Annotated in this window: 17 protein-coding genes; 6 read left to right on the forward strand and 11 right to left on the reverse strand. The window is 66.9% G+C overall.

Annotated features, from left to right (window positions below):
- Nucleotides 1-31: 31 nt before the first annotated feature.
- Nucleotides 32-358 (reverse strand): ferredoxin, encoded by a 327-nt coding sequence (fdxA, locus tag ACQPYM_RS32900; RefSeq protein WP_131285641.1) that lies wholly within the window; start codon nucleotides 356-358, stop codon nucleotides 32-34.
- 130 nt (nucleotides 359-488) lie between these two features.
- On the opposite strand from fdxA, the gene ACQPYM_RS32905 reads away from it, so the two are divergent.
- Both ACQPYM_RS32905 and ACQPYM_RS32910 read left to right on the forward strand, forming a co-directional pair.
- A complete protein-coding gene (locus ACQPYM_RS32905; protein WP_433008289.1) occupies nucleotides 489-1433 on the forward strand; it encodes a GNAT family N-acetyltransferase in 945 nt (314 codons plus the stop codon).
- A gap of 9 nt (nucleotides 1434-1442) precedes the next feature.
- Nucleotides 1443-1874 (forward strand): type II toxin-antitoxin system PemK/MazF family toxin, encoded by a 432-nt coding sequence (locus tag ACQPYM_RS32910; protein WP_433008291.1) that lies wholly within the window; start codon nucleotides 1443-1445, stop codon nucleotides 1872-1874.
- 57 nt (nucleotides 1875-1931) lie between these two features.
- On the opposite strand, the gene ACQPYM_RS32915 is transcribed toward ACQPYM_RS32910, so the two are convergent.
- The 4 genes from ACQPYM_RS32915 to ACQPYM_RS32930 all read right to left on the reverse strand — a co-directional run bounded on the left by ACQPYM_RS32915 (nucleotide 1932) and on the right by ACQPYM_RS32930 (nucleotide 5624).
- Nucleotides 1932-3707, reverse strand: coding sequence for a VanW family protein (locus tag ACQPYM_RS32915; protein ID WP_433008293.1), 1776 nt, complete (start codon nucleotides 3705-3707; stop codon nucleotides 1932-1934).
- Nucleotides 3708-3754: 47 nt separating this feature from the next.
- The gene (locus tag ACQPYM_RS32920) at nucleotides 3755-4285 is read right to left on the reverse strand and encodes a flavin reductase family protein (protein WP_433008295.1); all 531 of its coding nucleotides are present in this window, start codon (nucleotides 4283-4285) and stop codon (nucleotides 3755-3757) included.
- A 62-nt stretch (nucleotides 4286-4347) separates the two neighbouring features.
- Complete coding sequence (gene mshB / locus ACQPYM_RS32925; RefSeq protein WP_433008297.1) at nucleotides 4348-5259, reverse strand: N-acetyl-1-D-myo-inositol-2-amino-2-deoxy-alpha-D-glucopyranoside deacetylase; 912 nt, start codon at nucleotides 5257-5259, stop codon at nucleotides 4348-4350.
- 68 nt (nucleotides 5260-5327) lie between these two features.
- On the reverse strand, nucleotides 5328-5624 hold the full coding sequence (locus tag ACQPYM_RS32930) for a response regulator transcription factor (protein WP_360285190.1): 297 nt from the start codon (nucleotides 5622-5624) through the stop codon (nucleotides 5328-5330).
- A gap of 117 nt (nucleotides 5625-5741) precedes the next feature.
- Between ACQPYM_RS32930 and ACQPYM_RS32935 the strand changes: the two genes are divergently transcribed.
- Nucleotides 5742-8108, forward strand: coding sequence for an ATP-binding protein (locus ACQPYM_RS32935; protein WP_433008299.1), 2367 nt, complete (start codon nucleotides 5742-5744; stop codon nucleotides 8106-8108).
- A gap of 87 nt (nucleotides 8109-8195) precedes the next feature.
- Here the strand turns inward: ACQPYM_RS32935 and ACQPYM_RS32940 are convergent, their stop codons facing one another.
- From ACQPYM_RS32940 to ACQPYM_RS32965, 6 genes are all read right to left on the reverse strand, one after another.
- Nucleotides 8196-9920, reverse strand: coding sequence for an ABC transporter substrate-binding protein (locus tag ACQPYM_RS32940; RefSeq protein WP_433008301.1), 1725 nt, complete (start codon nucleotides 9918-9920; stop codon nucleotides 8196-8198).
- Nucleotides 9921-10082: 162 nt separating this feature from the next.
- Entirely contained in the window at nucleotides 10083-11120 is a 1038-nt protein-coding gene (locus ACQPYM_RS32945) for an ABC transporter ATP-binding protein (protein ID WP_433008302.1), read from the reverse strand.
- A gap of 28 nt (nucleotides 11121-11148) precedes the next feature.
- The gene (locus tag ACQPYM_RS32950; protein WP_433008304.1) at nucleotides 11149-12219 is read right to left on the reverse strand and encodes an ABC transporter ATP-binding protein; all 1071 of its coding nucleotides are present in this window, start codon (nucleotides 12217-12219) and stop codon (nucleotides 11149-11151) included.
- A 16-nt stretch (nucleotides 12220-12235) separates the two neighbouring features.
- The gene (locus tag ACQPYM_RS32955) at nucleotides 12236-13240 is read right to left on the reverse strand and encodes an ABC transporter permease (protein ID WP_433008306.1); all 1005 of its coding nucleotides are present in this window, start codon (nucleotides 13238-13240) and stop codon (nucleotides 12236-12238) included.
- Nucleotides 13241-13243: 3 nt separating this feature from the next.
- The gene (locus tag ACQPYM_RS32960; RefSeq protein ID WP_433008308.1) at nucleotides 13244-14290 is read right to left on the reverse strand and encodes an ABC transporter permease; all 1047 of its coding nucleotides are present in this window, start codon (nucleotides 14288-14290) and stop codon (nucleotides 13244-13246) included.
- A 144-nt stretch (nucleotides 14291-14434) separates the two neighbouring features.
- Nucleotides 14435-14824, reverse strand: coding sequence for a (deoxy)nucleoside triphosphate pyrophosphohydrolase (locus ACQPYM_RS32965; RefSeq protein ID WP_433008310.1), 390 nt, complete (start codon nucleotides 14822-14824; stop codon nucleotides 14435-14437).
- Nucleotides 14825-14864: 40 nt separating this feature from the next.
- Here ACQPYM_RS32965 and ACQPYM_RS32970 point away from each other — a divergent pair, with 40 nt between their 5' ends.
- The 3 genes from ACQPYM_RS32970 to ACQPYM_RS32980 all read left to right on the forward strand — a co-directional run bounded on the left by ACQPYM_RS32970 (nucleotide 14865) and on the right by ACQPYM_RS32980 (nucleotide 16693).
- A complete protein-coding gene (locus ACQPYM_RS32970) occupies nucleotides 14865-15497 on the forward strand; it encodes a hypothetical protein (protein WP_433008312.1) in 633 nt (210 codons plus the stop codon).
- Between the two features lie 102 nt (nucleotides 15498-15599).
- The gene (locus tag ACQPYM_RS32975; protein ID WP_360285177.1) at nucleotides 15600-15893 is read left to right on the forward strand and encodes a hypothetical protein; all 294 of its coding nucleotides are present in this window, start codon (nucleotides 15600-15602) and stop codon (nucleotides 15891-15893) included.
- Nucleotides 15893-16693 (forward strand): hypothetical protein, encoded by an 801-nt coding sequence (locus ACQPYM_RS32980; RefSeq protein WP_433008314.1) that lies wholly within the window; start codon nucleotides 15893-15895, stop codon nucleotides 16691-16693. The genes ACQPYM_RS32975 and ACQPYM_RS32980 overlap by 1 nt, the downstream gene beginning before the upstream one ends.
- The last annotated feature ends 4 nt before the right edge of the window (nucleotides 16694-16697 follow it).

Raw genomic sequence — 16697 nt, forward strand, 5'->3', positions numbered from 1 at the left:
TGGGACCGATCCGGGCGTGTGCAGGACTTGCCTACTCGTCGTGCTCCTGCGGGGGGAGGGCGGCGATGAAGGGGTGGTCCTTGTCGATCTTGCCCATCTTGGACGCGCCACCGGGCGAACCCAGGTCGTTGAAGAAGTCGACGTTGGCGGTGTAGTAGTCCTTCCACTGCTCCGGGGTGTCGTCCTCGTAGTAGATCGCCTCCACCGGGCAGACCGGCTCGCACGCCCCACAGTCGACACACTCGTCCGGGTGGATGTACAGCATCCGGTTGCCCTCGTAGATGCAGTCGACGGGGCACTCCTCGACGCAGGCGAGGTCCTTGAGGTCAACACACGGCTGCGCGATGACGTAGGTCACTGGTACTCCTCCTATAGCCAGCAGGCGCAGCGGTCAGGATGCTGCGGTGCGGTGTTCCCGATGCTCATATGGTGGTGCGGCTACCTAGTATCACGGTAGTCCTTGCCCCACTCTGCCAGGAGTCCGCATCGTGTCAGGTCTCAGCGCCCGTGATATCGGCCACCGTGTCGTGGTCCGCCACCGGCTTCCTGGCGGACAGCTGACCGATGTCATCGGGGTGTTGCAGGCATACGACGCGGGTTGGCTGGTGGTCCGGCACTCCGACAGTACGCCGTACCGGATCCGTCTGGAGGACGTCTCAGCAGCCAAACGGATTCCACCGATGCCGCTACGACACGTGGACGTCGAGCAACTCTTCCTCACCACAGCCCTCGGCCGCCCCGCGGCAGAGACCTCGTACGTCGGTCAGTGGCTCCTGCGAGCCTCTGGTGGCTGGACTGGCCGGGCCAACTCCCTGCTGCCCGCCGGTGATCCCGAGATGCCCGTCTCGGAGGCTCTGAAGCGCGCTGAAGCCTTCTATGCCGAGCGCGACCTCCCCCCGCTGGCCCTGGTCCGCCTGGACAGCCCTGTGGCCCAGGAGATCAAGCAGCTCGGCTGGGTCGACGCCCGGCCGGAGCAGAGCGACGTACTGGTTCTGCACGCGACTCTGGACCACCTCAACGCAGAGCCGGCTCATGAGGTGGCTATCCGGGACAAGCCGGACGCAGCTTGGTACCAGGCAGCCTTTGAGGGCACTCCCCCGGCGGCAGCGCCCGCAGTGATGGAAGGCGCCCCCAAAGCCGTCTTCGCCTCCATAGAGCTGGACGGCCAGGTCGTAGCGGTCGGCCGCGGCTCTATGACCGGCCACTGGCTGGGGGTGGACGCAGTACGGGTAGACCCGACGTACAGACGCCGTGGGCTCGCCACAGCCGTCCTGCAGGGCCTTGCACGCTGGTCTGGGCAGCAGGGAGGTCGCCGGAGCTACGTAGAGGTCCTGGAGGAGAACACTGCCGCCATGACGACCTACACGAACCTCGGGTACGCCGTTGCGTATCGCTACCGCTACCTCACGGTCGGTGCGGCGCCGAGTCGGTAGGGTCGGCACATGACTGAGGTGGTGCGACCTGAGTACGCGGGCGACTACGAGGGCAGGGTGCACGTCGAATACACGCCGCATCCCGACGACGGGGTGGCTGATCCGGGCGAGATCGTCTGGACCTGGGTGCCCTTCGAGGAAGACCACAACCGGGGCAAGGACCGGCCGGTCCTGGTAGTCGGGTCCGACGGGCCCTTCCTGCTGGCGCTCATCCTGACCAGCAAGGACCACGACCGGGACGCGGCCGACGAGAAGCGCTGGGGCCGGGTCTGGCTCGACATCGGCAGCGGCCCCTGGGACAAGGCCGGCCGCGCCAGCGAGCTCCGGCTCGATCGGGTACTACGGATCGACCCGGCCGAGGTACGCCGGGAAGGCGCCGTGATCGGCGAGGAGCTGTTCGGCCAGATCGCCGCCGGTCTGCACACCCTGCACCCGCAATAGGCCCGGCGCACAAATGTGGGCCGCCCCCGGAGGAAACGGCCCACATCGACTACTGGCTCAGCTGCCCGGCGGACGCGTGGTCGTCGACGGCTTGGCGCCACCCGGAAGCGGCGTGGTCTCCGTCGACGGCGGCGTCGTGCCCGGCTTCGGGCCACACCGGATGTCGTCGGCCGCGTTGTACTTCGTCGTGAAGGACTCCGTCTTGACCCGCTGGCCGTTCTTGTTGAAGTAGCGGTAGATGGTGATGTCGAAACCGGTCGTCGGCGCCTGCGGCCGGCAGTTCTTCTCGGTGTTGTAGACCAGTCCGGGAGCGCGGAAGTTCGACTTCGCCGACTGCCCGGCGGTGATGTCCCAGACCTTGGTGCCCCAGATCTTCACCGTCAGGCTACCCGAGCTGCTCGGCGTCGACGCGGTGAAGATGGTCTGCACCAGGATGCCGTTGCCGGAGTCGTTGAGGAACTTCAGGTCCACCGACGGCCAGGCCACGGTGGCCTCGCGGCCGACCGGGTAGCGGTCGATGTAGACGCTGTGCGCCTTGTGCTCGACGTCCTTCAGGCCGGCGAAGAACGCCGCGTTGAAGGTCGTCGTGGCCGACTGCGAGACACCGCCGCCGAGGTCCAGGACGAACTTGCCGCCGTTGATGATGTTGCCCTCGGTGAACCCGTTGGCCTTGGTCCGCTCGCCCACGATCTTGTTCAGGCTGAACATCTCGCCCGGCTTCAGCAGCGTGCCGTTGATCTTGCGCGCGGCGGTGCCGATGTTCACGTTGCGGTAGGTGGCGTGCGGGAACTTGGTGGTGGCCTCGCCCATCACCTCCTTGATCCCGAGCGCCGCGGCCGCCTCGGTGGTGACGGCAGCCTTGGTGTGCGCCAGGCCGACGGCAGCGGTGCGCTGGCCGATCGGCTTGGGCAGCAGCGCGAGGATCGCCGGGACGACCTTGTCGCGGGCGACCACCATGCCGTCGACGGCCGGGATCACCTTCGGCTTGCCGCCGACGATCTGCACCGTCGCGTCCTTCGGCAGCGTCTCGAGCTTCTTGAACCGCTCGGCGAACAGCGGCTCGAGCATCTTGGCGTTCAGGGTCGGCGTGAAAACGCCGTCCTTGGCGACCAGGGTCAGCGCGGGAGCGATCTCCTCGGGTTCGAGGTCGGCGCTCTTCTCACCGACGGTCAACCGGACCGGGCCGGACATCGCGGGCACGGCGTACTCGGCCATCGCCTTGTCGATCACGTCGCTGCCGGCCTTCGGCTTGGTCACGTCGACCTGGAGGGCCTTGGGGTTGCCGTCCGACGGGAAGCCGGCCACGACCGTCTGGGTGGCGGCCTCGACGTCCAGCTGCACACCGTCGGCGGACGGGTGCTTCACCGCCTTGGCCTTGACGAAGGTGATGGTGCCTTCGGTGGCGGGCCGGTTCACCTGGCCGGCCAGCTTCTCGATCGCGGCCTTCAGCTTGGCCTCGTCCTTGGCGATCACCGGCTGGACCGCTTCGCCGCCGGTCATCGACTGCCAGATGTGCGCCGGGTTCAGGCTGCGGCCGGCGCCGGCCTCGGCGACGGTAGCGTCCACGTCCAGGGTGAGACCGGCCTCGGCGGGTTTCACCTGGAACGTCCGGGAGCCGACCTTGACGTTGATGGGCAGCACCAGGCGGTCCTTCAGCCCGGCCTGCAACTTGGCCTTCGCGTCATCCTCGGACAGGCCACCGAGGGGAATCCCCAGCACCGTCGTATCCCCGGGCACCTTGTCGCCGGTCAGCGCGAACGCCAGACCGTACCCGGCCACGAGCACCCCGAACCCCGCCGCGGCGATGATCCCCGCGAGCTGTTTTCTCCCCACCGGACAGAGTCCTCCTGCTCGAAACCAAGTAACAGCAACGGCACAGACTACAGGACCGGGCGGTGTGACTTGCCCTCGAGTGCCCTGTACTGGCCTGCGTAGTACATCAGTGCGGCGGGGTCATCCGGGTCGCCCACGCCGAGGCTGAGGACCTCGCCGACGACGATCGTGTGGTCGCCGCCGGGATAGGTCGCCCAGGTGCGGCACTCCAGCCACGAGAGCGCTCCCTCGATCAGCGGGCAGCCGGTCTTCGGACCCGGCTGGGTGCCGATCCCGTCGAACTGGCTGTACAGGTCCCGGCCCGACTTGGCGAACCGCTCGGCGATGCCCTGCTGACGGCCGGCCAGCACGGACACCGCCCAATACCCACAGTCCAGCACCGCGTCGTGCATCCGGACCCCGCGATCCACGCACACCAGCACCAGCGGCGGCTCCAGCGACACGGAGGTGAACGCGTTCGCGGTCATCGCGTGCGCGATCCCGTCCTGCAGCGTGCTCATGATCGTGATCCCGGAGCCGAACCGGCCCAGCGCGGTACGGAACTCCGCGGACTCGATACTGCCGGGGTCCGTCGTCACCCCAGCAGCCTAAGTCGTAGAGATGGTTGATACCTCAACCCAGTGTGTGTCACCGATCACTGTCACAGGCCTGCGAAGAGGTCCGTCTCGACGCCGTCGGGGCCGGGCGCCGCGGCGCCCTTGACCAGGCGGTAGGCCTCACTGCCCCAGATCTCGCTGCCGTTGTTGTTCGACAGGGCGAAGAACGGGCCGTCGACGGTGATCTGGGTGGCGTGCGCCTTCATCGCGTTCATCTTGCGATCGATGAAGCCCTCGCCGGCGATCACGCAGTCGATGAACCGGTCCGGGGTGACGAACGGGCCGAGCGGGCCTTCCGGGTCCATGCCCTCGAAGGTCGTGGTGTCACCGGACTCGCGCAGCTTGCGCAGGCTCTCCCGCATGCCCGACTCGGCCATCGCCATCCAGTAGATCTTCGCGATGTCCCAGGCCTCCCCCAGGTCTTCCCGGTACGACGGTGCCGCGGCCAGGGCAGCGGCGTACGTGGCCACCCGGTGCGCCTTGACGTGGTCAGGGTGACCGTAGTTGCCGAACTCGTCGTACGTCACGAGCACCTGCGGGCGGACCTCGCGGATGATCGGGACCAGATCGTTCGCCGCGGTCAGCAGGTCGGCCTGCCAGAAGCTGTCCAGCCGGGTCTGCGGCGGGACGGCGGCGTTGCCCTGCTCGTCGTAGATCATCCCGGTGTCGCGGTACTTGCCCGGGCCGCCGAGGAAGCGGTGGTCGGTGACGCCGAGCTCGCGCATCGCGGCCTCCAGCTCGCCGATCCGGTGCTTGCCGAGGCCGTCGGTCTGGTCGGCGGCCAGGTGCGCCAGCTCCGGGACCAGGACCTCGCCTTCCTCACCGAGGGTGCAGGTGACCAAGGTGACCCGCGCACCCTCGGCGACATAGCGCGCCATCGTCACGCCGTTGTTGATCGTCTCGTCGTCGGGATGGGCATGGACCAGCAGCAGACGACGGTCAGGAAGCTCACTCATGTCGCCAGCCTACGTGGCCCCTCCGACAGCCCCCGGCCCTCCGCTTTCCGGCTTTCCGCCGCCCCGGCTCAGCCGAACCGGCGGACCAGCAGGCAGCCTGCCTGGAACCGCGACTTGGCCCCCAGCCCAGCGATCAGCGCGCTGATCTCGGCCCGGACGGTCCGCAGCGAGAGCCCGAGCTGACGGGCGATGGCCGCGTCCTTGGCGCCGGTGGCCATCAACCGCCCGATGGTGACCTGGCGGCCGGTCAGCTCCTCCGCGACGGCCGGCGTCCGGCGCCGCGACTCCAGCTCGTAGACCTCACAGACAACCTCCGGCGCGAAGTCCTCCCGGCGCACAGCAGGAACAGCCTGGTAAACCGACATGCACATCTCCTCCCCAGTCGTCGTGCAGGTCCAATTCTCGATTGGTCCAGACCGGCTCACCAGGTACAACCCATACAGTTCACCCATACAAAAGCGGCGATCGGGGGAAGTGTGGCAGTGGATTCCCAGTTCGCGGCCCTGCTCCGCCGGCATCGGACGGCGGCAGGGCTGACCCAGGAAGAGCTGTCGGAGGACTCCGGCATCAGCGTCCAGGCGATCAGCACCCTCGAGCGCGGCACCCGGCGCTACCCCCAACCGAGCACAGTGCGGGCGCTGGCCCGAGCGCTCCGCCTGGATCCCGACCAGACCGCCGCACTGGCCGCCGCGGCCTCTCGTCGCGGCCGGAGCGACAAGACCAAACCGAAGACCAAGCCAGCCGTGGCTGCCTCCCCCAGACAGCTCCCGTTCGCCAGTGGCGACTTCACCGGCCGGGTCCGGGAGATCGAGCTGCTGACCCGCTACCTGACCACTGGCAAAGGGGTCAGCGTCACGGCGATCACCGGCATGGGCGGGATCGGTAAGACCACTTTGGCCATCCACACCGCTCACCGGGTCGCTGAGCACTTCCCGGACGGTCAGCTGTACCTCGACCTGCGCGGCTTCGGCATCGGCCCACCACTCGAACCACTGGACGCTCTCACCTATCTCCTGGAGGACATGGGCGAGACGACACCAGCCGACCTGGCCACCGCCTCCGCACGATTCCGTACTGCGCTCGCGGACCGCCGTCTGGTGCTGCTACTCGACAATGCGGCCGACCAGGACCAAGTCCGCCCGCTGCTACCGGGTACTGGCGGCTGCGCGGTCATCGTGACGAGCCGGCGCAGCATGGCCGGTCTTGGCGGCCGTCAGTTCCAGTTGGCCGAGCCGCCACTGGAGGAGTCCATCGAGATGCTCCGCCGCATCTCGGAGCGCCCAGACGCGCCGGAGGACGAGTGTGCCGAGGTAGTGCGCCAGTGCGGTGGCCTGCCCCTGGCGATCCGGATGGCAGGTGCCCGGCTGGCGTCCCGCCCGACCTGGCCGGTGGCACACCTCGCCGAGCGGCTGGCTGACGGCCGTCGCCGGCTGGACGAGTTGCAGCTGGACGACTCCGGCGTACGGGCGACTCTGGTGTTGTCGATCGAGCAGCTGGCCGGCAGTGACGACCCGATCGACGTACAGGCCGTCACGATGTTCGCGCTGCTCGGGTTGTCGGAGTCTGTGGAGCTAACGTCGGCTCTGGCGGCTGCACTGTCGGACAGTCCTGAGCCCGAGGCTGTCGTAGTACTGGAGCGGCTGGTCGACGTGCACCTGCTGGGGACGCCGGCCCCAGGACGGTACCGGCTGCACGACCTTCTCCGGGTGGCTGCACGGGAGCTTGCCGAGCAGATGTTGACCGAGCCGGACAAGACGGCTGCCATCACTAGGTGGATCAAGCGGGTCTCCGCTGTCGTCTGGAAGGCCAGTGAGTACGCCGGGCACGGGGTGACCCGCGAGCGGTGGCTCGACAAGGAGTGGCTGGCCGACGCCGAGGACCTGCCCAGCCATGAGCACGTACTCGCCTGGCTGGACAACGAGCGCCCCAACCTGGTCGGCATCGTGCAACAGGCCGCAGCGGAGCAGCCCGGCCTCGCAGTACAGCTGGCTGTCGGGCTGAACGCGTACTACGCGGTCCGCAGAGCATGGCTCGAGTGGCTGCAGACCAACGAGGCCGTACTGCGCCTGGTCAGCGGTGGCCCCGACCGCATCGCCGAAGGGCTCGTCCTGCATGACCTCGGTGCGGCACACGCGGAGCTGGGGCAGTACGAGCAAGCAGTGGCTCCCCTCCGCCGAGCGGTCGACACTGCGGAGAGCTCGGGTGACGGCAACCTGCAAGCGCTCTGCCTCAGCAGCCTCAGCCACGTGCTGGAGCGCACCGGCCGCACCACCGACGGCATCCCGTACGCCGCACGCGCCCGGGAGATCGGCCTGCGCCTGGGCATCCCACCGCGAGCGGCCTGGGCCTGTCTGGCACTCGGCATGCTCTACCTGAAGACCGGCAGGCCCGAGGCGGCTCAGCGGCACTTCGACGAGGCGATGGACCTGCTGGTCGAGCCAGGGCTGGAGAAGTACCGCGGCATGATCGCGCAGAACGTCGGAGTCGCCTACCGCGAAGCCGGCCAGTACGAGATCGCCGGCGAAGCCCTGCGCCAGAGCCTGGAGCTCTACCGAACCGCGGAGGCGGCGATCCCCCAGGCCGAAGTACTGAACGAGCTGGGCCGCCTGCGGATGGCAGAGGGCCGGTACGACGAAGCCATCGCCGCCCAGAGCGAGGGCCTGGCCATCGCCGGCCAGTACGGCGACTGGCTGTGCGAGGCGGACATCCGCAAGAGCCTCGGCGAGCTCCACCTGGCCCAGGGCCGATTGCCGGAGGCGCGACGCGAGTGGCGGATCGCGTTGTCGATCCACGAGCAGCACGACGCGCACGGCGCCGCCGATCTGGTGCAACTCCTGCGCACCACCTGATCTTCACAACACGCAGAAGGGGCGGCTCCCCGAAGGGAACCGCCCCTCCTTCACCTAACTGCTAACGGCGAAGGTCCTGCACCTGGATCAGTTCGCCTTCTTCAGCGCGATCTGGGTGAGGTCCGGCAGACCACCCGTGTTGGGGTCGGCCACCGCGTTGTCGATGTTCGAACCGACGACGTACACGTTGAGGTCCTGAACGGTCGGCACCAGCGGCGCCGTCTTCATGATCTCGGTGTAGAGGTCGGACAGGCCGGTGGTGAGCTTGGCCTTGTCGGTTTCCTTGGACAGCTCGGCCATCTTGTCCCAGCCGACCTGGCTGCGCGCGTAGTTGTTCTGCGCGGCCTTGTTCGGCGCGGTGCTGTCGGGACCGAACACCGGCGGCACGATGGTCGCCAGCGTCGCCCAGTCGTAGCACCAGCCGGCGGTGATCAGGTCGGTCGCCGACTTGTCCACCTGCTGGGTCGAGTAGTAGTTGTCACCCGGGATCTTGCGGATGTCGACGTTGATGCCGATAGCCTTCCAGGATGCCTGAGCCGCCTCGGAAGCCTTGACGGCCAGACCGGCGTCAGCGGTGCCCAGGACGAGCTTCTCGCCCTTGTAGCCGGACTCGGCCAGTGCTGCCTTGGCCTTCTCCTTGTCGCCCTCCGGCGGAGCCTTGAAGTGCTCCTCCGCCTTGTAGCCCTCGAGGTCGTCCGGGATGATCGAGTCGACCACCGCGGCCAGCCGCTCGCCACCACGCGCGTCGCGGTAGCTGGTCCGGTCCAGACCGTAGTACAGCGCCTCGCGCAGCTTCTGGTCCTTCAGCAGCGGCTTCTGGGTGTTGAAGGCGATGTAACGACGGCAGATGTCCTCGGACGAGATGACCCGGTCCTTGACGTTCGCCTGGTTGGTCTTGGCGATGTTCTCCGGCTGCACACCGGAGAAGCTCACCGAGCTCTTGTCGGCCGCACCATCGGCGAACAGCCGCTGGTCGACGGTCGCCTCGGCGTCACCGAACTTGAAGACGAACTTGTCCGGCATCGCGGTCCGCAGCGGGTCGGTCTTCTGGTCCCAGTTCTCGTTGCGGACCAGCGTGAGCTGCTTCTTGCGGGTGTAGGACTCGATCTTGTACGGGCCGGTCGAGACGGGCTTGTTGTCGTACGCGGTCTTGGTGTCCTTGGCCTTCGGGACCGGCGACCAGACCTTCATGCTGGCCGTGCCCTCGAAGGTCGGGACCGGACGGTTCAGCTTGAACACGACCGTCTTCTCGTCCGGGACCTCGATCGCGGAGCAGCCCTTGTCACCGCCGGCCACGTACGGGCCCTTGTAACCGGGGCAGTCGAGGTACTCGTGCGCGTACGGCGCACCCTCGGCCATGTCGGCGGCGAACGAACGCTCGGCGCCGTACTTGATGTCGGCGGCAACGACCGGCGAACCGTCCTCGTACTTCAGCCCGTCCTTCAGCTTGAAGGTCCAGGTCTTGAAGTCGGGCGTCGACTCGTAGCTGGCAGCCAGGTCGTTCTCCAGCACGATCTTCTTCGCCTTGGCGTCGTAACGGTAGTCCGTCAGCGTCCGGGTGATCAGCTTGCCGATCATCGAGGAGTCGGTGACGAAGTTACGCTGCGGGTCGAGGTGTTCTACGTCGTTGACGTGGTAAACGGTGACGGTGCCCCCCTTGGCCCCGGCCGTGCTGCCTTGCGTGGACGTGCCGCCGGCGTCATCGTTCCCGCCGCCGCAAGCGGTCGCCACCAGGGTCAAGCTGACCCCTACGGCAACTACCTGTCCTACTCGTTTGGCGTACTTCATAGCCAGTAGTTCCTTCCTTGTCATGACGTTCCACGCCGGGTCGCGGCGGCCGGATAGGTCATCTGGCGTCAATTCGCGGTCATCAACTCACGGAATCACAAGTGGCGCAACGAGAGTTCGGCTCGGTGACCAGATCGTGATTGCATCATTGCCATCGATAGATCTAACGGCTACTCTCCGCACTGTTCAGATCACATCGCGCTCCTCTGGGAAGTGACACGCAGCCCGATGACCCGGAGCACCGATCTGCAGCAATTCGGGTTCTTTCTCGGCGCAGACGTCCTGCGCCTTCCAGCACCGGGTCCGGAAACGGCACCCGGACGGCGGGTTCAAGGGGCTCGGCACGTCACCGGTGAGGCGGATCCGCTCCCGGTGAGCGAGCGCGTCGGGGTCGGCTTCGGGAACCGCCGACAGCAGCGCGTGCGTGTACGGGTGCCGAGCATGGTTGTAGAGCTCGTCGCGCTCGGCGATCTCGACCACCTTGCCCAGGTACATCACCGCGACCCGGTCCGAGATGTGCCGGATGACCGACAGGTCGTGGGCGATGAACAGATAGGCAAGGTTGAACTCGTCCTGCAGGTCCTCCAGCAGGTTCACGATCTGGGCCTGGATCGAGACGTCGAGCGCGGAGACCGGCTCGTCGCAGACGATCAGCTTCGGCCGCAGGGCCAGCGCCCGGGCGACGCCGATCCGCTGCCGCTGGCCGCCGGAGAACTCGTGCGGGTACCGGTTGTAGTGCTCCGGGTTCAGCCCGACCCGTTCCATCAGCGCCTGGACGGCCTTCTTGGTCCCGCCCTCGCTGTCCACCTTCTGGATCTGGAACGGCGCCGCGATGATCGTGCCGATCGTCTGCCGCGGGTTCAGCGACGAGAACGGGTCCTGGAAGATCATCTGGATCTCCCGCCGGTACGGCCGCATCCGGGCGCGGCTCAGGTGCGTGATGTCGGTGCCGCTGAACCGGATCGAGCCACCGGTCGGCTCGTCCAGCCGGGTCACCAGCCGGCCCGTGGTGGTCTTGCCACAGCCCGACTCGCCGACCACGCCAAGGGTCTCGCCGGAGTGGATGGTCAGGTCGATGCCGTCGACCGCCTTGACCGCTCCGGTCTGCTTCTGGAAGACGATGCCACGGGTGACCGGGAAGTAGCGCTGCAGACCCTTGACCTCGAGCAGCACCTCCCCCTGCCCCGCCTGGACGGCCTGCTCGGCCGACGTCGACGTACTCACGATCGCTCCTCGTCCTTCGGTGCCGGCATCACAGGTTCGGCTTGATCTGCTCGATGAACAGCTTCTTGCGCTGCTCGGTCTCGATGTGGCAGCGCACCCGGTGGCCACTGGTACCGATCTGCAGCAGTTCGGGGACCTCGCCCTTGCAGGAGTGGCCCTCGACGTACTGCTGGTAGTCGCAGCGCGGCTGGAACGGGCACCCGGCCGGGAGGTTGATCAGGGACGGCGGAGTACCCCGGATGGACTTGAGCCGGTGATCGCCCCCGCGGTTCACCCGCGGGATCGAGCCGAGCAGACCCCAGGTGTAGGGCATCTCGGGCCGATAGAAGATGTCGCGGACCGGGCCGGACTCGACCACCCGGCCGCCGTACATGACCACCACGTCCTGCGCCATCTGGGCGACGACACCGAGGTCGTGGGTGATGATGATGATCGCGGAGTTGAACTCCTTCTGCAGATCCATCATCAGGTCGAGGATCTGCGCCTGCACGGTGACGTCCAGGGCGGTGGTCGGCTCGTCGGCGATCAGCAACTGCGGGTCGCACATCAGCGCCATCGCGATCATCGCGCGCTGCCGCATACCGCCGGAGAACTGGTGCGGGTAGTCGAAGAACCGCTTGTCCGGCGACGGGATGCCGACCCGGTCGAGCAGGTCGATGGCGCGCTTCTTGGCGACCGCCTTGGTCACGTCGTTGTGCACCTTGTACGCCTCGACCAGTTGGTCGCCGACGCGGTAGAAGGGGTGCATCGCCGACAGCGGGTCCTGGAAGATCATCGCCACCTGCTGGCCGCGCAGCCGGCGGATCTCCGGCACGGACATGCCCACCAGTTCGGCGCCGTCCAGCCAGATCTCACCGCCCACCTTGGCCCGGCTGCCCTTGTGCAGACCCATGATGGCCAGGCTCGAGACGCTCTTGCCGGAGCCCGACTCGCCCACGATGCCCAGCGTCTTGCCGCGTTCCAGCGTGAAGCTCAGCCCGTTGACGGCCTTCACCACGCCGTCGTCGGTGGGGAAGTGCACCTGCAGGTCCTTCAGTTCCAGGAACGGCTTGCCGGTCCTGGCGTTCGTACTCGCTGTGGTTGTCACAGACTCGGTCACTTGTCTCCTCGTCGGATCAGGACAACCGCACGCGCGGGTCGATGAAGGCGTACAGGACGTCGACGATCACATTGGCCAGGACGACGAAGATCGCGGCGAACAGGACGACCCCCATGATGGCCGGCAGGTCGTTGCTGAGCACCGAGTCGATCGCGAACCGGCCCAGGCCGGTGATGCTGAAGATCTGCTCGGTGATCACCGCGCCGCCGAGCAGGCCGCCGAGGTCCAGGCCGAAGATGGTGACGATCGGGGTCAGCGCCGAGCGCAGCCCGTGCTTGAAGATCACCGTCCCCTCGCCCAAACCCTTGGCCCGGGCGGTGCGGATGTAGTCCTCGTTCATCGTGTCGATCATGTTGGCCCGGGTGAGCCGGGTGTACAGCGCCGCGTAGACCAGGGCCAGCGTCATCCACGGCAGGATGTAGAACTGCATCCATTTCAGCGGGCCGACGCTGAACAGGGCCGAGTTCGCGGTGTCCGGGAACGGGATCCACTGGAGTTTGACGATGAACAGGAACAACAGCAGATAGCCGAACACGATGGTCGGGAACGAGACGCCGAACAGGGCTAATCCCACACTGAGCTTGTCGATCGCCTTGCCCTTGCGTAAGGCGGCGATCAGTCCCAGCATCACGCCGAAGAACAGCCAGATGACCGCGGCCCCGGAGGCAAGCCAGAAGGTCGCCGGGAAGGCTGTGGAGATCGACTCCCAGACCGGGATGCCGTTCTGGTACGACTCGCCGAAGCACGGCCACGCGCAGGTGCGTTCGTTGCCCTCGGAGCCGATCTCGCGGCCGGTCGGGCTGACCAGCCCCTGCATGTACGTGCCGTACTGGACGATCAGCGGCTTGTCGAACCCGTAGGTCGCGTTCACCGTGGCGATCGTGTCGGTGTTGCAGTTCCGTCCGCAGATCAGCAGGGCGGGGTTCGCCGGGGTGATCCAGAACAGGAAGAACGTGATGGCGCTGATCACCCAGAGGATGACGATCGTCTGGAGCAGACGCCGGATCAGATAGCGGCCCATGGGTCAGCTCCTCCCGGCGCGCGGGTCGAGGGCGTCACGCACGGAGTCGCCCAGCAGGTTGAAGGCCAGCACCGTGATGAACAACGCGATGCCGGGGAAGAACAGGTACAGCGGGTTGCTCTCGATCCAGTCCGAGGCGTCGTCGATCATCCGGCCCCAGGAAGCCGTCGGCTCCTTGATACCGACGCCCAGGAAGGACAGCGCGGCCTCCGCGGTGATGTTTCCCGGAATCAGCAGGGTGGTGTAGACGAGCAGCGTCGGCATCAGGTTCGGCAGGATCTGCTTGAAGATCACGTACGCCGGACCGGCGCCCAGCGACCGGGACGCCTCGACGAACTCGCGCTCCCGCAGTGACAGCGTCTGGCCCCGCACGATCCGGGCCAGGTAGGCCCAGCCGAAGAAGCCGAGGACGAACATCAGCACGCCTAATCGGAGTCTGTTGTCGTCGGGTATCCCCAGCAGGTCCTGCCCGCGGTCCGCGACCACCGGCGTCAGCGCCATGATGAACAGCAGCGCCGGGAAGCTCAGCATGATGTCCATCAGCCGGCTGAGCAGGGTGTCGATCCAGCCACCGAAGTAGCCGGCCACCATGCCGATGACGGTGCCGATCACGATCGCGATCAGGGTGCCGCCGAGGGCGACCAGCAGCGAGACCCGGGTGCCGTAGACGAGCCGGGAGAAGACGTCGCGGCCGTTCTGCGGCTCGACGCCGAGCCAGTGCTCACTGCTCGTACCGCTGCCCCACAGGCCGCCGATCGGGATACCGCCGTCGCGCGTGTTCAGCAACGGGTTGCCGTCCGCATCGACCTTGTTGAACTGGTCCGGCGGGAAGCCGTTGAGCTTGACGATCAGCGGCGCGAAGATCGCCACCGCGATGATCAGCAGGATGACGATCGCGCTGATCACGGCGATCTTGTCCTTCTTCAGCCGGGCCCAGGCGATCTGCCCCAGGGAGCGCCCTTCGATCTGTTTGGCCTCAGCGGTCTCGGCCAAACCATCTGCCGGCAGACCGCCTTCTGGAGACAGGTCGTCCGAAACCCCCAGCGTCATCGCTGTTGCCTACCTTCCGCTTTTGGTCGCACCGCCGTCACCCAGACGGTCGAGTTGCCGGGAACCCTACGGATCTCGCACTGTGGACGCCACTGGGCTGGCGTCGATGTCACGGAATCGTGACGGATCTCGTGCGCTTAACACTTAGATGTCACAAACCATTACTTTGCGTAGCTCACTGAGGAACGGACGGTCAGCCGGCAGCCAATTCAGGCCGGCCAATTCCGCCGGTCCGACCCACCTGATCGCGCTGTGTTCATGGAGAACCGGTTCACCACCCAGCAGGTCCGCGGCGTACACCTTAAGCAAGTACTTCTCGCCGATCGCCTGGGGCGGCCCCAATGAGCGCCGCGGCTTGATCTCCAGGGCCAGTTCCTCGCGCAGCTCACGGACGGCGGCCTGCTCGTCGGTCTCCCCCGGCTCGACCTTGCCGCCGGGAAACTCCCAGCCACCGTCCGGTCCGGGACGCAGCGCGGCCAGCACCCGGCCGGCCCGGATCACGGCCACCCCGACGACGATCTGCGGCTCATTCATGGGCATGCACTGTGCCATGTCCCACGGTGATGATGGTCCCGTGCCACTACAGAACAGAGTGCTACCCACCCAGGAGATCGTCGCCGAGTCCGGCCGCGGTCTGCTGATGGGCAACCGCGGCACGCTGCACCGGCCCGATCGCACCCTGGGCGTCACCCGCTGGCGGTCGAACGCCTGGATCTGTTGCGTCCTGGACTGGAAGGGCGGCCAGCGCGATCCGATGCCGCCTGGCCGCTGGACCGCACTGTTCTTCTTCGACGAGGCCGTCGCCCTGGCCGCCGGCCATCGCCCGTGCGCCTACTGCCGCCGCCACGACTACCTCCTGTACGCCGGTGCGTGGGCCGCCGGGCGTGGTCTGTCCGAGCGCCCGCGGGCCGCCGCGATGGACCGCCAGCTGCATCTCGAACGCGTCGAACCACGAACCCGCCGGCAACGCACGACCATCGCCGAGCTGGACGAACTGCCCGATGGCGCGATGATCCGGTTCGACGGCCGGCCGGCTCTGGTGCTCGACGGTTCGGTACTCAGCTGGTCATGGGAGGGGTATGCCTCGCCGACTCGGCCGGCCGGGTTGCGGCAGGTCGAAGTACTGACGCCGCCCGCGAATCTCCTTGTCCTGAAGGCCGGATTCGCTCCATTACTCCACTCGTCGGCTCCTCGGCAACTGAGGTAGCCCTAACTAGAAACACGCCGTACCGAGGGGTCTTCCGTTGTGCGCCCGGCGAGGGCAAAGTGTGCCCATACTGACAGCGACAAAACCATCACTGGAGTCGGCATGGGTGACGGCAACAGCACCGTGGCAGCGGTGCAACGCGCTCTCGAAGCGCTGCATGCCAGCGTCGGAAAGCTCAGTCAGGAGTACGGTGACACCCTCGGCGTTCGCCGATTGGTGTCGGACGTGGCCAGGCTGAGTGACGACCTGGCCGAGCTCGGCCCTCCCGACCCTCATCACAGACCCGGACCTGTTCCGGAGGAACTCGAGGAGATCCCCGACGTGGAATACGACGCGTCCATGTGGACCGACGCGGAGCACGAAGGCTTCGGCGCACCGGACCGGCACGCCCCCTGATGGCGACTGGAACGAGCAGTCCCGGTCGCGCGCAGATCGGGCAGAAGACACTACGCACTGACCGCTGGTGGCTGGCGCCGCTGCGGATCGGGGTGATCCTGGGCTTCTTCGTCGTCTACGCGACGGTCCGGATCTTCATGAACAAGTGGTACTGGGTCGACGACTTCCACTACCTCACGCCGCTGTACTCGCCGTGCGTCACCGAGTCCTGCGTCCCGGGCTCCAGCCACCTCGGCACCTGGTTCGGCGAGTTCCCGCGGGTGATCCCGTTCAGCATCATCACCTTCGCGGTGCTGGCCGGCTTCCGCGGTACTTGTTACTACTACCGCAAGGCCGGCTACCGCTCGCTGTTCTTCGCGCCGGCGGCCTGCGCCGTACCGGAGCCGCACAAGAGCTACACCGGTGAGCGGAAGTTCCCGCTGGTCGCGCTGAACCTGCACCGCTACTTCTTCTACGGCGCGCTGGTCTTCGGTGTTCTCAACGTGTACGACGGCGTGCTCGCCTTCCACGGCAAGGACGGCGGCTTCGGCATCGGCCTGGGGACCGTGATCATCTGGATCAACCTGGTCTTCCTGTGGCTGTACACGCTGTCCTGCCACGCCTGCCGGCACATCGTCGGTGGACGGCTGAAGAACTTCTCCAAGCACCCGCTGCGCTACCGGTACTGGACCTTCGTATCCAAGCTGAACCCGAAGCACGGCACCTTCGCGATGATCTCGCTGTTCACCGTGATCCTCACCGACGCGTACATCATGTCGCTGTCGGCCGGCTGGTTCTCTGACCTGCGCTTCTTCAACTGATTCG

The sequence above is a fragment of the Kribbella sp. CA-294648 genome, assembly GCF_050943845.1.
GTDB lineage: Bacteria > Actinomycetota > Actinomycetes > Propionibacteriales > Kribbellaceae > Kribbella.

What these genes read in the sequence shown, in the direction of transcription:
- ACQPYM_RS32930 (WP_360285190.1), bottom strand. Translation starts at nt 5,624, where the DNA reads ATGTCGGTTTACCAGGCTGTTCCTGCTGTGCGCCGGGAGGACTTCGCG.
- ACQPYM_RS32955 (WP_433008306.1), bottom strand. Translation starts at nt 13,240, where the DNA reads ATGGGCCGCTATCTGATCCGGCGTCTGCTCCAGACGATCGTCATCCTC.
- ACQPYM_RS32910 (WP_433008291.1), top strand. Translation starts at nt 1,443, where the DNA reads ATGACTGAGGTGGTGCGACCTGAGTACGCGGGCGACTACGAGGGCAGG.
- ACQPYM_RS32975 (WP_360285177.1), top strand. Translation starts at nt 15,600, where the DNA reads ATGGGTGACGGCAACAGCACCGTGGCAGCGGTGCAACGCGCTCTCGAA.
- ACQPYM_RS32980 (WP_433008314.1), top strand. Translation starts at nt 15,893, where the DNA reads ATGGCGACTGGAACGAGCAGTCCCGGTCGCGCGCAGATCGGGCAGAAG.
- ACQPYM_RS32960 (WP_433008308.1), bottom strand. Translation starts at nt 14,290, where the DNA reads ATGACGCTGGGGGTTTCGGACGACCTGTCTCCAGAAGGCGGTCTGCCG.
- ACQPYM_RS32965 (WP_433008310.1), bottom strand. Translation starts at nt 14,824, where the DNA reads ATGAATGAGCCGCAGATCGTCGTCGGGGTGGCCGTGATCCGGGCCGGC.
- ACQPYM_RS32940 (WP_433008301.1), bottom strand. Translation starts at nt 9,920, where the DNA reads ATGACAAGGAAGGAACTACTGGCTATGAAGTACGCCAAACGAGTAGGA.
- mshB (WP_433008297.1), bottom strand. Translation starts at nt 5,259, where the DNA reads ATGAGTGAGCTTCCTGACCGTCGTCTGCTGCTGGTCCATGCCCATCCC.